This is a genomic window from Allobosea sp. 2KB_26 (assembly GCF_052115715.1).
Lineage (GTDB): Bacteria > Pseudomonadota > Alphaproteobacteria > Rhizobiales > Beijerinckiaceae > Allobosea.
The window spans coordinates 121,147-135,821 of sequence record NZ_JBFRHE010000009.1; the positions used below are offsets into that span (position 1 = coordinate 121,147).

Here is a 14,675-nt window from a genome sequence, read left to right on the forward strand (position 1 = left end):
CTCCGAGCTCGGCGGTTGCGCTGGCGCGAGAACCGACTGCTTGCTTATCCCACTCTATGACCGGGTGTGCTCTGGTCCAGCCACCCCGGACGTCCGGAGCAGCCGCAACGTATGCTGCGCGATCATGCGTTCTTCGTCTGTCGCGACGACGAAAATCTGTGCCCGGCTGCCTTCGGCGTCGATGCGCCTGTCATTCTGCCGGTTGGCATCTGCCTTGAGTGACAGCCCCCCCCAGTACAGGCGGTCCACCACGTTCTGCCTGACCTGCGAGGCGTTCTCGCCAACGCCGGCCGTGAAGACGAGGCCGTCGAGCCCACCGAGCGTGACGGACAGGCTGGCGATGGCTTGTGCGACACGCAGGCTGAAGAAGTCGATCGCCATTGCGGCCTCCGGCCTCTGGCTCTCGAGCAATTCGCGCACATCGTTGCTGATGCCGGACAGGCCGAGCAGCCCACTTTCGTGATAGAGCATCTGGCCGACTGCGGCCGGGCTCATGCCCTTCTGCTCGATCAGGTGCAGGACGATGCCAGGATCGAGCGAACCCGAGCGCGTCCCCATCGGCAGCCCGTCCAATGCGGTAAAGCCCATCGTCGTCTCGATGCTGCGGCCGCCCTGCAGGGCGCAGACCGAGGCCCCGGAGCCGAGATGGGCGATGATCACCCGCTTGTCCGCAATCTCGGGTGCGATGCCGTAGAGCGCCTGCGAGACATATTCGTAGGACAGGCCATGGAAGCCGTAGCGCCGCACGCCCTCGTCATAGAGCGCACGCGGGAGGGCGAAGCGGTCCGAGAGCTCGGGATGTCCGCGATGGAAGGCCGTGTCGAAACAGGCAACCTGCGGCAGGTCCGGCCGACGCTGGCGCAGCACGCGGATCGGGTCGAGGTTGCTGAGCTGGTGCAGTGGCGCAAGCGGGATGAAGGTCTCGAGCGTCTTCATCACCGCGTCGTCGACCAGCACCGGCGCCGAATAGACCGGGCCGCCATGGACGACGCGGTGGCCGATGCCGATGATGACCATCTCCCGGATTTCACCGACCACCCAATCGGCAACGACCTGCTGCGCCTGCGCCGAGTTCGCAACCTCCGCGGCCGCGAAGCTGCGCTCGATCAGCGACGTGCCGTCACCGCTCTTGGCCTTGAGCCGCGGGCGGGTTCCGATCCCGTCTACGGCGCCGCCGAACATCAGCTCGATATCATCGCCGGCGACGCGGTAGAGCTTGAACTTGATGCTCGAGCTGCCGGCATTGACGACGAACAGGACCTCGTTCACCGGCTAGGCTCCGATTGGCTTGGCCTGCAGCAACGCATGGGCATAGAGCCCGGCAACGGCGCAGGAGGCGAGACGGGTCCGGACATTGTCGGCGCGGCTGGTCAGGATGATCGGCACACGCGCGCCGAGCACGATGCCGGCGGCATCGGCCCCGGACAGGAAGGTCAGGTTCTTCGCCAGCATGTTGCCGGCTTCGAGATCGGGCACCACCAGGATCTGCGCTCGGCCTGCGACCGGCGAGACGATGCCCTTGATGCTGGCCGCCTCCGGACTGATCGCGTTGTCCAGCGCCAGCGGGCCATCGAGCAGGCCTCCGGTGATCTGGCCGCGATCGGCCATCTTGCAGAGCGCCGCCGCCTCGATCGTACTAGGGATCTTGGTGGTCACCGTCTCCACGGCTGAGAGGATCGCGACCCGTGGAGCCCCCAGGCCGAGCCCGACATGAAGATCGATGGCGTTCTGGATGATGTCGCGCTTGGCGTCGAGATCGGGAAAGATGTTCACGGCCGCGTCGGAGATGAAGAGCGGTTCGGCATAGGACGGCACGTCCATGATGAAGACATGGCTGACGCGTCGCCCGGTGCGCAGGCCGGTCTCCTTGTTCGTGACCTCAGCCAGCAATTCATCGGAGTGGAGGCTACCCTTCATCAGCAGAGCGGCCTTGCCGGCATGCACGAGTTCAACCGCCTTGGCGGCGGAAGCATGACTATGCGGCGTATCGACGATCTCGAAACCCGCGATGTCGAGCCCGTTCTCCTTGGCCGTCGCGATGATCCGTGCGGTGGGGCCGACCAGGATCGGCTTGATCAGACCCAACGCGGACGCATCGAGGGCGCCCCTTAGCGAAGATTCGTCGCAGGGATGGGCGACTGCGGTCGCAACCGGCGGAAGCGCGCGCGCCGCCGCGATCAGGCGCTCGTATTTGCCGTGCGCATCGCCGGCCCTGGGCGAGGCGGCGGTTTGGGAAGGTCGAACCATTCTGCGCTTCACTTCCTGGGCGATGAGCTATGGCGGGGCGCTGCCTTCGACGGGGTATCGGGAGCCGTTTCCTTCGGCACGGTCGCCCGGTTCGGAAGGCGGTGCAGATTGTTCGCGGTCGTGGGCTTCAGGCCAGCCGGCGACGGGGCGGGAAACATCCTGCTGATCCGCTCGAAACGGGCAAGCGCTTCACCCTCGAGCGGCCCCGCCGCTGTCAGCGCGCTGCGAAAGTCCTCGAAGGAGATACGCGGCGGCTCAGCTTGCAGGGCGGCTCCGATCGCATCCACCGCCGCTTCGCTGTCGAAGCGCAGCATGAAGAACTGCTCGCGGACATGCAGCTTGAACTGGTGCAACGTCATGCCGTCGAGCCTGTGGTGTTCGCCATGCATGCGTCGGAGCGCAGTAAAGATACGCTCGTCGATGCTCTTGCGCGCCGCCAGCACGAACATCGCGGCTCGCAGCACGGCGATGTCGGAGCCGATGTCCCCGACGCGCCGGCGCAGGTCCTCCAGGCAGCCCTCGAATGCCGCGACGCCGCGCTCCCGGTCTGCGGGAATCGGCCGCGCGGTCTCGTCGTCGATTCCCAGAGCGGCCTGCAGCGCGGGCGAGCCGTAGATCTGCTTGAAGGCCAGCTCGGTCGCGGAATCCCGGATGTCGCGGAAAAGGTCCAACGACGCCTCGATGTTCTGCGAGACCATCTGCTGCCAGGCGAGAAACGGATTGTCCGCCGCGACGGGCCGACGAGACTCGCGGATCTGTTCGGCCCAGCCTGCGACGCCGCGCATGTAGGGGTTGTTGTGCGAGAAAATCTCGAACTGCGAGCGCAACGGGTTGAGCCGGCGCTCCAGTTCCGCTGCCGGTTCGCTGGCGAAAGCGCGGACGACCGGGCGCAGCCAGGTCTTGTAGAGCCCGGCGTTGATTTCGGAGAGCCTGGCGACGGTGGCAAAGCGCCGGTCATCCTCCGTCGTATTCAAGCCGAGCGCGCGGATTTCGTCGAGGCTGCGTGCCTCGAAGCGCAGCACATAGTTGCCGGTCGCAAGGTCGGCGTACTCCTGCCCGGGCTCGCGCGGCGTAATCACCGCCTCCCACAGCCCGGGTGGCAGGATGTCGATCAGGTCCATGTTCTCGGCGAGCTCGGTATGCTCCTTCTTCGCCACGGCGCTCGACACGAACACGCCGAGATGCCCGGTCTGAGGATGGATGGTGTAGACGATGGTCTGCTCGGCTGCGATCAAAGCGAGGTCGCTGGCGTAAAGATCGGTGATCCAGCCCAGTGCCTGCTGCGGCGGCGTGATGTTGTCGCCCCAGGAGCAGAACACGACGATGGGCGAGGTGACCTCGCGCAGATCGAGCGTCCTTCCCGATGAGAGCTTCACCTCGCCCTTGGTGAGCTTGTTGCCGACGAAGAGCTGTTCGACGATGAACTCGATCTCCTCGCGGTTGAGCAGCACATGGCCGCCCCACCATTTCTCGAAGGAGAGAAAGCGCTCCGCCTCGGTATCGACCTTCGACCAGACATTGTAGAGCTTGGTCCACCAGGTATTGGCGGGGTTCAGGTTCTCGAAATTCTGGACGAGATAGGCGCCGTCGAAGATGCCGGCTCCAAGATCGCCGGTCAGTGAGGCCAGCCACGAGCCGCCCAGCATGCCGCCGGAGTAACGCATCGGATTGAGCCCGTCCTTGCCGCTCCAATAGGCCAGGGGCGCGCCCGCCGCCATGATTGGCCCCATCAGCTCGGGCCGGGCCGCGGCGAGCCCGAGGACGGCCCAGCCTGCCTGGCAGTTGCCGATGACGCAGGGCTTGCCGGAATAGCCGGGATGGCGCCTGGTCACAGCTTCGATGAAGGCGGCCTCGGCGCAGCCGACATCCTCGATCGTCTGACCTTTGACCGGAACCGGCAGGAAGCCGATGAAATAGCAGGGATGCCCGGCTGCGAGCGCTGCGCCGATCTCGCTATCCGGCTTCATGCCGCCGATACCCGGCCCGTGGCCGGCGCGTGGGTCGACGATGATGAAGGGGCGCGTGGCCTCGTCCGTGACGACGCCCTCGGGAGCGATGATGCGAACAAGGCCGTAATTCACCGGCCGCGGCAGATTGCGGCCGTCCATGACGACTTCGAAGGCGAAGCCGAGAACGTTCGGAGCCGCCATGGCCATGTGTTCGAGATAATTGTCGCCCCTCTGCCGGAGCACATCCAGCATCAGCACATTGCGCTGGGCGGCATCGACCAGATAGTCGGTAAGCTCGATGAGAAGAGAGGCAGCCGCAGCTGAAGGGCCGGGCAACGTCGCGGAAGACGCGTTCGCCATATCGCTTTCCTCACATAATCGAACGCCAGAGGGTCCGAAACATCGCGATGTTGCGCTGCGATATCGTCAGACTGAGACATGCACGCGACGCATGCAACCCGGCAATCGTCAAAATGCAATGTTCGGAAATGCGCGTAATTGACTCCAATCAATTCCACCTGGTCCGCACCGCGTGTGACAATCCCCGGCATTTCAGGGCATTGACCGGAGTTCTCTGGCCGCCCCAGCGATCATGGCCGCCGATGCGAAGGCGAAATGTAGGTGAAGAATGAGTGACAGTCATGCGTCCGGACCTCCGCACAGCGGCAGGATCGAGCTAAGTCTGACTGACGGCGCGCAGCTGTTCAACACGCTCGATCCGTTCCCTTTCCGCCAGCGCGACCTGTCGGCGGATGCCGAGCAGTACATCGTCGAATGGGCCGAGGAACTGCCCAAGGATCGCGCCATTGAAATCGTCATCGATATCGAGGCGGACGGCGAAGCCGGCGGCGCGGCGCCGGATCTCGCGGCGGCCATCGGCAATTGGTTCGACGGGCGCGCGCGATCCGAGACAAAAGCGATGCGACAGCTGTTCCGGGACGGTCGCCTGGCCTTCCTGATCGGTCTCATCGTCCTGAGCGCCTGTCTCTTCATCGGCTGGTGGCTATCGGAGCGCATCGAAGGGCCGTTCGCGCGTGTGCTTCAGGAGAGCTTCGTGATCATCGGCTGGGTCGTGATCTGGAGGCCAGCCGAGATGTTCCTCTATGACTGGTTGCCCATGCTTCGCCGCCGGACGCTCTATCGGCGCCTCGCCTCGGCGCGGGTCACGGTGAGAAAGACGCCCGCGCCAACGTAGGCGGCGGGCAGCAAAGCATCGTCCCGAAACGTGGATTGCGGCTTTCGGGAAAGCCGATGCAAACACAGAATGTTAGATTATCGGACCGGATACGAAATCGGGTCCGATGATCGGAGCGATCGAGATCGCGTCCATTCAGGCCGGCTCGATCGCGGCCAGAATGTCGCCGGCGGCGACCGTCGATCCAGCCCGCGGACCGATTCGTTGAACCGTTCCGGCGACGGGGCTCTTCAATTCCATGAAGAGCTTCATCGATTCCAGCACGGCGACGACCTGCCCGGCCTCGACGGTGTCGCCCGCACAGACATGCAGCGTCGCAAGCGTTCCCGGCATCGGTGCCCGCACGGTGTTGCCGGAATCGCCGCCCCCGTCGCGCCGCGCTGCTGCTGCCTCGATCGCAAGCGCGATCTCGATCCGGCCTTCGAAGCCGCCAAGGCGCAGGAGCAGACCCTGGGCGTCGCAGATGGCGTACGCTATCTGGCTCGCCCCGCTCAGGGTCACCACCCACTCGGCGTCCGAGCCACCGCGACGGAGCGCAATATCATGCTGGCCGCCTGCTGACGCGACACGCAGGAAGTCATCATGGCTTTCCACAGCGAGCCGCACCGCATCTGCCCCGGCTCCGATGGCCAGATGCGTCATGGCGGGCCTTCCGGCCGGCGCGAGCAGGCGAAACCCCTTGAGCGCATGCCATGGCGTGCCGCGGGGCTCGGTCCCGCGCGCCGTGAGCCAGAGGGCCGCCGCCACTGCATTGAGCAGGTCTTGCGGTACGGCTTGCGGCTTCCAGCCTCCCGGAAAATTCTCACTCAGGAACAGGGTTGTGGCCTCGCCCTTCGTGAAGCTCGGAGTTCTCAGGGCATCCGCCAGGAACGCGCGGGTGGTCGCCGGCCCGAGCACCACCATCCCATCCAGCCCTCTGGCGAGCCGCTGGGCCGCACTCGTGCGATCGGGCGCATGGGCGATGACCTTGGCGAGCAGGGAATCGTAATGCGGTGTGACCTCGCTGCCGGTCGTGACGCCGCTGTCGACACGCATCCCCTCCGGTTCACGCCACAATCTGATCGCGCCGGTATCGGGCCGGAAGCCCTGGTCCGCCCGCTCGGCCGTCAGGCGGGCTTCAATGGCATGGCCTGAGCATCGGATCTGGTCCTGGGCGAGCGGCAGGTGATCGCCCGCGGCGATGCGGATCTGCCATTCCACCAGGTCGAGCCCGGTGATCGCTTCGGTGACCGGGTGCTCGACCTGCAGGCGCGTGTTCATCTCGAGGAAGAACACCTCCTGCGTCACGGCATCGACAAGGAATTCGACGGTCCCGAGATTGTCGTAGGAAATCGCGCGCGAGAGTCTCAGGGCGTAGTCATGCAAGGCTGCGCGTGTCTCATTCCGCAGGTTCGGGGCTGGCGCTTCCTCGATCAGTTTCTGGTTGGAGCGCTGCACCGAGCAATCGCGCTCGAAGAGATGGACGATGCCGCCATGCCTGTCGCCCGCGACCTGGACCTCGACATGGCGCGGGCTCGTCACGAATTTCTCGATCAGCAGGCGCCCGTCTCCGAATGCGGCTTGCGCCTCACTGCCCGCCGCGGAGATGGCGGCATCGAGATCCGCCTCCTGGTCGACCTTGCGGATGCCCTTGCCGCCACCACCGGCAGAGGCCTTGACCATGACAGGCAGGCCGACGCGCAATGCTTCCCGCTTGAGCATGTCGCGGGACTGGTCGGCCCCGTCATAACCGGGCACGCCCGGCACGCCGGCCTCGCGCGCGATCTGCTTGGAACGGATCTTGTCGCCCATGGCATCGATGGCCGCGGCCGAGGGGCCGATGAAGGTGATGCCTGCCTTTTCGCAGGCCGCGATCAGGTCGAGCCGTTCCGAGAGAAAGCCATAGCCGGGATGGATCGCCTGCGCGCCTGTCGCCAGTGCAGCCTCGATGATCCGGTCGGCTCTCAGATAGCTGTCGCGCGCGGGGGCCGGGCCGATGGCGATGGCCTCGTCTGCGAGGCGCACATGCAACGCGTCGCGGTCCGCGTCCGAATGGACTGCAATGGCGCGGATGCCGAGACGGCGGCAGGTCTTGATGATGCGGCAGGCGATCTCGCCGCGATTGGCAATCAGGATGCTCTCGAACATGGCGGCGGTCACATCCGGTAGACGGGGCGTGGGGAGGTGTCGCGCGCTTCGCCTGCGGCAAGCGAGAGGCACAAGCCGAGCACGTTGCGCGTCTGCGCCGGCTCGATGATCCCGTCGTCCCAGAGTCGTGCAGTCGCATAATACGGGTCGCTCTGCTCCTCGAACTGGGCCCGCGTCCTGCGGTCGAGCTCGGCGATCGCTGCCTCGTCGGCAGCGCCCTTCAGGCTCTGGCGGCGCAGTTCCGTGACGACTGTGGCCGCAACCTCGGGGCTCATCGTGGCGATCCGGGCATTCGGCCAGGAGAACAGGAACCGTGGCCGGAAGCCGCGCCCACACATGCCGTAATTGCCGGCACCATAGGAGCCGCCGATCAGCACGGTGTATTTGGGAACGCGCGCATTCGAGACGGCATAGACCAGCTTGGCGGAATGCTTGGCGATGCCTCCGCGTTCGGCCGCGGTGCCGACCATGAAACCGGTGATGTTCTGGAGGAAGATCAGGGGGATCTGGCGCTGGTCGCAGAGCTCGATGAAATGGGCCCCCTTCAGCGCCGATTCCGAGAAGAGAACGCCATTATTGGCGATGATCCCGACGGGGTAACCGTGGATGCGGGCGAAGCCGGTGACGAGCGTTGCGCCATAGTCGGGCTTGAAGGCATTGAAGCTGCTGTCGTCGACAATGCGGGCGATCACCTCGCGCACATCGTAGGGTCGGCGGAGATCGGTCGGGACGAACTGCTCCAGCTCGGCTGCATCGAGCTTTGGCGGCACGGACGGGTAGGGCGCTGCGCCGAGCCTGCCGATTTCGCCGAGTGAGCCGACGATCTCGCGGAGCTTGGCGAGGCCCTCCATTTCCGTCTCGACCAGATGGTCGCTGACGCCCGAGACCTGGGTGTGCATCTCGGCCCCGCCCAGGGTCTCGCCATCGACGATCTCGTGGATGGCTGCCTTCACGATGGGTGGGCCGCCAAGATGGATGCGCCCGGTGCCCTTGACCATGATCACTTCGTCGGACAGCGCCGGAATATAGGCGCCACCGGCGGTGCAGCCGCCGAAGACGAGCGAAATCTGGGGAATGCCGGCCGCCGACATCCGGCATTGATTGTAGAAGGAACCGCCGAAATGGTCGCGGTCCGGAAAGACCCGGTCCTGTTCCGGCAGGAACGCACCGCCGCAATCGACCAGGTAGAGGCAGGGCAGGCGATGTTCCTCGGCGATCTCCTGCGCCCTGAGATGCTTGCGCACTGTCTCGGCGAAGAACGAGCCGCCCTTCACCGTCGCGTCATTGGCGATCAGCATGCAGGCGCGGCCGGAGACGGTGCCGATGCCGGTGACGATGCCGGCGCCGGGCACCTCGTTGCCGTAGAGCCCCCAGGCCGCCAGCGGCGAGAGTTCGAGGAAGGGTGACTGGGCGTCGAGCAGCAGGTCGATGCGCTCGCGCACCATGATCTTGCCGCGCGTTTCGTGCCGCTCGCGCATTCTGGGACCGCCGCCATTGGCGACGAGGGCATGGCGCTCGCGCAGGGTGGCGAGCATCTCGGTGAGAGGCGGGGGCACGTTTGCGCGCGCCTCGCTCGTGGAGCCTGCAGACATGGTTCCTCCCGCCTCGGCGCTCGCCCTTGATCTCGTCGATCAAGTCACCTACCGTCCGTTAGGTAGGCGAATACGCGCCGAAAGGTCAAGCAACGGGAGAGTGCGATGACGGCGGTGGACAGACTGGGGGCGGGAACCGGTGACGAGCTGCGCCGCTCACCTTACTTCACCGAGGAGCATGAGGCGTTGCGCGATCAATTGCGCCGCTTTGTCGAGACCGAGATCAAGCCGCATGCACTGGCCTGGGAGGATGCTGGTTTCGTGCCGCGGGAGGTGCTGCGCCGCATGGGCGAGCTCGGCTTCTTCGGCATCCGCTACCCCGCCGAATATGGCGGTTCGGAGATGGATACGCTGGCGACCGTGATCCTAGCCGAGGAGCTCGGCCGCTCCACTTTCTCCGGCGTCGCCATCACCGCGCTCGTTCATACCGACATGGCCTCCGTCCATGTCTTCAATGCCGGCAGCAAGGCGCAGCATGCCCGCTATATGCCGGACATCATCGCCGGCAGGACGATCTGCGCGGTGGCGGTGACAGAGCCTGACGCGGGTTCGGATGTGAAGGGGATCCGCACCACGGCGCGGCGCGAGGGCGAAACCTACGTCCTGAACGGCGCCAAGATGTTCATCACCAACGGCGTCCATGCTGATCTCTACTGCGTCGCCGCCAAGACCGATCTCTCGGCCAGGCCGTCGCAATCGGTCTCGATCTTCCTGGTCGAGAAGGGAACGCCCGGTTTCCGGGTCTCGCGCGCACTCGACAAGCACGGCTGGCGCTCTTCCGACACCGCCGAACTCGTCTTCGAGGACTGCCGCATCCCGGCCGCGAACCTGCTCGGCCAGGAGGGGCGCGGCTTCTACGCGATCATGCGCAACTTCCAGAACGAGCGCACGGTCATCGGCGCGATGGCGATGGGCGAGGCGCAGGCTGCGCTCGACCTCACGCTGGATTACGTCCGCACCCGAAAGGCCTTCGGGGCGCCGCTCTGGGAGAAGCAGGCCATCCGCCAGAAGCTCGCCATGCTCTCGGCCAAGGTCGAGGCCGGGCGCCAGCTCGTCTATCACGCCGCCTGGCTCGACGCTCAGGGTGCTGAGGCCACGCGCGAGGTCTCGATGGCCAAGGCCTATTGCGGCGAACTGGTCAACGAGGTGATGTATGCCTGCCTGCAGTTCCACGGCGGCATGGGGTTCATGCGCGAAAGTGCCATTGAACGCCTGACGCGAGACGCGCGGGTGCAGTCGATTGGCGGCGGTGCCACCGAAGTCATGCTCGAAGAGGTGGCGAAGCGGTTGTGAGCATTCAGACGACCAAAGCGGAGCGCGATGCCGTCGAAGGCGGTTCGCGCCGGCTGATCCTCGACACGGCCGCGCGCCTGCTGCGCCAGGGTGGCTATCACCAGACCACCCTGCGCGAGATCGCCGAGGCGGTGGGGATCCGCAAGGCCAGCCTCTATTATCATTTCGCTTCGAAGGAGGAGATCGTCGAGGCCGTCGTCAATGACGGCGTTCGCTTCGTTCAGGAGGCGGTGGTTGCCGCCTTGCAGGCATCCGAGGGGGCTGAGCCGCGTGTCCGGCTGGAATCCGCGATTCACGCGCATCTGACGGCGCTGCATGGACATGGCGACTACACCTCGGCGAGCATCAAGGCCTTTGCCTTCGGCGCGATGCCGGTGCCTGACAGCGTGCGCCGGGTGCGCCGCGCCTATGAGGATGTCTGGCGCCTCCTGATCGCCGAGCTTCAGGCCGCAGACGTCATTGCAATAGAGCGTTCACCGGAGGCACTGCGCCTCTTCCTGCTGGGCGCCCTCAACGGCTCGACCGACTGGTACCGCCCCGGGCGCTTCGACATCCCGGCACTGGCGCGCGAATTTGCCGCCCTGATCGCGCCGAGGGCGGGGCGTGCCACGTCCGATTGACGCATTGCGCTGCAACAAGCTCTGGTTGCCTTAACGCGGTTTTGACCTTCGCATCGTAACGATGCGCCATGCAACGCGACAGTTTGTTCCGATTTGGTGGAGAATTCCGCGATTCCGAGCGGGAGGCGATCTTCCAGGCGGCCCGGCTGCCGGAGACCCTCCGGCAGTGCCGGCTGATCTTCCTGATCTCGGCGCTGCTCAACACGTTCTTCCTCGTCAGCGACTGGCGCTTCTTCGGAACCCCGCATTTCATTATCGCGGTGCCTGCGCGTCTTTCCGTCGTGGCGGTGTCGATTCTCTGCGCGGTCCTGATCCGCAGGGCCACCCGCTTCAAACAGGCCGAAGCCGTGACCGTCCTGTGGGAGGTCGGTTGCGCCGTGGCGGTCGCCTTCCTGGTCAGCTCGCGCAGCGATCTGGCGCTGTTCGTCGTGCTGCTGCTGCCCTCCATCTTCTATCTGGTGGCGCCGATATCCTTCCGCTGGACCTTCATCCTCGGGTTCTGCACCAGCGCGCTCATGCTGGTCGGCTATCTCGGGGCGGGCCCTTTTCCGAGCACCTTCGTCGGGCTGGTGCTCGTGCTGGCGATGTTGAACTTCGCGCTCGGCCTGGTCGTGATCCACGCCAACCGCCTGAGGCGGCTGGAATGGACTGCGACCCAATCCGAGCGGGCTGCAAAGGAGGAGCTCGACGAGAGCCGCGCCATGATCGAACGGCTCTTCATGGCCGTGCCGATTCCTCTTGTCGTCACATCGGTGGCCGATGGGCGCTTCGTCCGGGCCAATGATGCGGCGCTGCGTTTCTTCGGCAAGGGAGCCGGAGACGATCTCCGCGAGGTGGCGGTGCCTGACGTCTTCGTCGATGCTGAAAGCCGGCGCAGCCTGACCAGGCTATTGCTCCGCGGCGAGCATGTCGGCGAGTTCGAGGCCGCGATCCGCGACGGGGCCGGCACGAGCCGCGACGCATTGATCACCGCGACCTCCTTGTCGATGGGCCAGTCTTCGACGATCGTCGCCGGCATTGTCGACATCACCGAGCGCAAGGCTGCCGAAGCGCATGTCCGCTGGCAGGCGACGCATGACGCTCTGACGGGCCTGCCGAACCGCCTGCTCTTTCAGGAGCGGCTGCAAGAGGCTCTTGCCGGCCTCGGCGATGGCGAGACCGTGAGCCTGTTCCTGGTCGATCTCGACGACTTCAAGTCGGTCAACGACACGCTTGGGCACGATGCCGGCGATGCCCTGCTGAACGAAGCCGCCGCACGCCTCCTGCGCCATGCTGCGGCTGGAGATCTTGTCGCCCGACTGGGGGGAGATGAATTCGTGGTGCTCTCGACCGAGGCGATTGACGTGCCCGGGGCCGAGGCCAAGGCGGAACGGCTGCTGGCGGCACTACGTGGTCCGCTCAGCCATCTCGGGCACGCGATTTCCTCGCGCGCCAGTCTCGGCATCGCGCTGGCGCCACAGCATGATCGTGCTCCTATCGAGCTGATGAAGGATGCCGATCTCGCGCTCTATCGTGCCAAGGCCTTGGGCCGGAACATGGCGGTCGTCTATGACAGCGGCATGCGTGACGCGATGAACGCGCGCGTCGCCATTTGCCGCGAGCTGGCCGAGGCGCTGGCTCAGGATCGCCTCCTGCCCTTCTATCAGCCGCAGGTCTCACTGGTCACAGGCGCCATCGACGGCCTTGAGGCGCTGGCACGTTGGCGCCATCCCGAACGCGGCATCGTACCGGCAGCGGCGTTCGTCCATGGGTTGGAAGATCCGGAAACCGCTTCTGCGATCGGCGATGTCATCTTGCGTAAGGCGATTGCCGATCTGAGCAACTGGCTCGCTACGGGGATCACAGTCCCGCGGGTCTGGGTCAATATCGCACCGGCAGTGTTCCGTGATCCGCTGTTTTCGGAGAAGCTGCTCGCCCAGCTGGCAGCGGCGGGCGTGCCGACATCCTGCTTCGGCGTCGAAGTCACCGAGACGGTACTCTTGGCCCGCACCGCCGGCGATGCCGAGCGCGCGCTGAAGACGCTTCGCGAAAATGGTGTTTGCGTGGCGCTGGACGATTTCGGCACCGGCTATGCGTCGCTCACCCATCTCAGGCGCTTTCCCGTCGATGTGATCAAGATCGACCGCGGTTTTGTCCGCCATCTCGACGAGGGTGGGGAGGATGCTGCGATCGTCCGCGCGATCATCAACCTCGCGGCCGACCTGAAGCTGGATCTCATCGCGGAAGGCGTCGAAACGCGGAAGCAGGAAGCCTTCCTGCGCCAGTGCGGCTGCAACTTCGCGCAGGGCTATCGCTATTCCCGCCCGGTCCCGGCGAACCGGGTGCCATGGCTGAGCCAGCAGTCTTGCCTGCGGCCGGTCGAACCCGCCATGGATGCAGACCGGGGCGGCGTGGCTGCGGCCTGACCACGCGCCCGGCGCTTGCTAAGCATGTCATTGCAAGCTCGCGCACCGTCGAGGGGATGGTGCAGATCAACACGCCGAGGACCGTTTCCGCATGCGCGCCTTCTATCATCCCGATCAGTCGCTCCACGATCCGCAGCAATACATGCGCTTCGGCCGCGTCGTCGCGCCGAAGGATCTGCCGGAACGCACGGAGCAATTGCTGGGCGCGCTCGCCCGTCATGGCATCACGCCGGAGCGCCCCGCCGCTCACGGCATCGACCCGATCCTGGCCGTACACAGCGCGGAATTCGTCCGCTTCCTGGAGACTCTGTGGGAGCGCTGGGTCCAGCTGCCCGAGCGTGGTCCCGAGGCCTGGCCCAACACGTTCCCCTATTGGAGCGGCAGGGTCGATGAGGACATGCGTCCGCCGTGCCGGCCGACGGGCCTGATGGGCCAGCTCGGCTGGTTCCTCGGCGATCTGTCCGTGCCGGTCGGCGAGCATTGCTGGACCTCGACGCTGCGCTCGGCCGAGACGGCGGTGTCAGGTGCCGAGGCCATCCTCGCTGGCGAGGGCGCGGTCTACGCGCTTTGCCGCCCGTCCGGCCACCATGCCCGCGCCGACCGCGCCACCGGCTTCTGCTACATCAACAATACGGCGGTTGCGGCCCAGCGCCTGCGCTCCAAGTTCGGCAAGGTCGCGATCCTCGATGTCGATGCGCATCATGGCGACGGCACGCAGCAGATCTTCTACCGTCGCTCGGATGTGCTGACGATCTCGGTCCATGCCGACCCGGTGAACTACTATCCCTTCTTCACCGGCTATGCGGACGAGCGCGGCAACGGCGCGGGTGACGGCTTCAATATCAACCTGCCGCTCGCCCATGGCGCGGGCGGCGCCGAGATGGAAGCCGCCGTCGATCGTGCTGGCAAGGCCATCCGTGACTTCGGCGCCGAGGCGCTGGTCATTGCGCTCGGCTATGACGCGCACAAGGACGACCCGATCGGTGTGCTCAAGCTCGAGGCTTCCGATTTTGGCACGATCGGCCGGCAGGTGAAGGCCATGGGATTGCCGACCCTGGTGGTGCAGGAAGGGGGCTATGCGATCGAGGCGATCGGCGGTTGCCTCGACGGCTTCCTGACCGGCTTTGGCGCCTGAAGACGGCGCCCTCGTGATGTCCGGCCCTGGGCCGGGCATCACGCCTTGAAGTTACAATCGATCAACGAGGGCGCGGATGGCCGGGGCGATCTCGGCCCTCCGCGCCAGGCGA

10 protein-coding genes are annotated in these 14,675 nt (G+C 65.7%); 5 read left to right on the plus strand and 5 right to left on the minus strand.

Translation table 11 applies throughout. The annotated features are described in order from the left end of the window. Positions 1 to 54: 54 nt before the first annotated feature. Genes AB4099_RS22510 through AB4099_RS22520 form a run of 3 tightly spaced genes read right to left on the minus strand, consistent with a single transcriptional unit; the run spans position 55 to position 4,556 of the window. Positions 55 to 1,269 (minus strand): acetate/propionate family kinase, encoded by a 1,215-nt coding sequence (locus AB4099_RS22510; protein WP_441479680.1) that lies wholly within the window; start codon positions 1,267 to 1,269, stop codon positions 55 to 57. 3 nt (positions 1,270 to 1,272) lie between these two features. Continuing rightward, entirely contained in the window at positions 1,273 to 2,247 is a 975-nt protein-coding gene (locus AB4099_RS22515) for a phosphate acetyltransferase (protein ID WP_441479681.1), read from the minus strand. Between the two features lie 8 nt (positions 2,248 to 2,255). After that, positions 2,256 to 4,556, minus strand: coding sequence for a DUF3141 domain-containing protein (locus AB4099_RS22520; RefSeq protein WP_441479682.1), 2,301 nt, complete (start codon positions 4,554 to 4,556; stop codon positions 2,256 to 2,258). 268 nt (positions 4,557 to 4,824) lie between these two features. Between AB4099_RS22520 and AB4099_RS22525 the strand changes: the two genes are divergently transcribed. After that, positions 4,825 to 5,391 carry a hypothetical protein gene (locus AB4099_RS22525; RefSeq protein ID WP_113515197.1) on the plus strand — a complete coding sequence of 189 codons (567 nt, stop codon included), beginning with the start codon at positions 4,825 to 4,827 and terminating at the stop codon, positions 5,389 to 5,391. A gap of 135 nt (positions 5,392 to 5,526) precedes the next feature. Here the strand turns inward: AB4099_RS22525 and AB4099_RS22530 are convergent, their stop codons facing one another. Beyond that, positions 5,527 to 7,518, minus strand: a complete 1,992-nt coding sequence (locus AB4099_RS22530) for an acetyl/propionyl/methylcrotonyl-CoA carboxylase subunit alpha (RefSeq protein WP_441479683.1) — start codon at positions 7,516 to 7,518, stop codon at positions 5,527 to 5,529. Between the two features lie 8 nt (positions 7,519 to 7,526). Then, positions 7,527 to 9,110 (minus strand): acyl-CoA carboxylase subunit beta, encoded by a 1,584-nt coding sequence (locus AB4099_RS22535; protein ID WP_441479684.1) that lies wholly within the window; start codon positions 9,108 to 9,110, stop codon positions 7,527 to 7,529. Between the two features lie 105 nt (positions 9,111 to 9,215). On the opposite strand from AB4099_RS22535, the gene AB4099_RS22540 reads away from it, so the two are divergent. The 4 genes from AB4099_RS22540 to AB4099_RS22555 all read left to right on the plus strand — a co-directional run bounded on the left by AB4099_RS22540 (position 9,216) and on the right by AB4099_RS22555 (position 14,563). Then, complete coding sequence (locus tag AB4099_RS22540; RefSeq protein WP_441479685.1) at positions 9,216 to 10,403, plus strand: acyl-CoA dehydrogenase family protein; 1,188 nt, start codon at positions 9,216 to 9,218, stop codon at positions 10,401 to 10,403. Then, positions 10,400 to 11,023, plus strand: a complete 624-nt coding sequence (locus AB4099_RS22545; RefSeq protein WP_441479686.1) for a TetR/AcrR family transcriptional regulator — start codon at positions 10,400 to 10,402, stop codon at positions 11,021 to 11,023. The genes AB4099_RS22540 and AB4099_RS22545 overlap by 4 nt, the downstream gene beginning before the upstream one ends. Before the next feature lie 68 nt (positions 11,024 to 11,091). Beyond that, positions 11,092 to 13,428: a putative bifunctional diguanylate cyclase/phosphodiesterase gene (locus AB4099_RS22550; RefSeq protein ID WP_441479687.1), complete on the plus strand. Its 2,337-nt coding sequence runs from the start codon at positions 11,092 to 11,094 to the stop codon at positions 13,426 to 13,428. A gap of 91 nt (positions 13,429 to 13,519) precedes the next feature. Further along, the gene (locus tag AB4099_RS22555) at positions 13,520 to 14,563 is read left to right on the plus strand and encodes a histone deacetylase family protein (RefSeq protein WP_441479688.1); all 1,044 of its coding nucleotides are present in this window, start codon (positions 13,520 to 13,522) and stop codon (positions 14,561 to 14,563) included. Positions 14,564 to 14,675 lie beyond the last annotated feature (112 nt).

Bases quoted from the DNA above. Each gene is read 5' to 3' on its own strand.
- AB4099_RS22515 (WP_441479681.1), bottom strand. From the start codon at position 2,247: ATGGTTCGACCTTCCCAAACCGCCGCCTCGCCCAGGGCCGGCGATGCG.
- AB4099_RS22520 (WP_441479682.1), bottom strand. From the start codon at position 4,556: ATGGCGAACGCGTCTTCCGCGACGTTGCCCGGCCCTTCAGCTGCGGCT.
- AB4099_RS22525 (WP_113515197.1), top strand. From the start codon at position 4,825: ATGAGTGACAGTCATGCGTCCGGACCTCCGCACAGCGGCAGGATCGAG.
- AB4099_RS22530 (WP_441479683.1), bottom strand. From the start codon at position 7,518: ATGTTCGAGAGCATCCTGATTGCCAATCGCGGCGAGATCGCCTGCCGC.
- AB4099_RS22535 (WP_441479684.1), bottom strand. From the start codon at position 9,110: ATGTCTGCAGGCTCCACGAGCGAGGCGCGCGCAAACGTGCCCCCGCCT.
- AB4099_RS22540 (WP_441479685.1), top strand. From the start codon at position 9,216: ATGACGGCGGTGGACAGACTGGGGGCGGGAACCGGTGACGAGCTGCGC.
- AB4099_RS22550 (WP_441479687.1), top strand. From the start codon at position 11,092: ATGCAACGCGACAGTTTGTTCCGATTTGGTGGAGAATTCCGCGATTCC.
- AB4099_RS22555 (WP_441479688.1), top strand. From the start codon at position 13,520: ATGCGCGCCTTCTATCATCCCGATCAGTCGCTCCACGATCCGCAGCAA.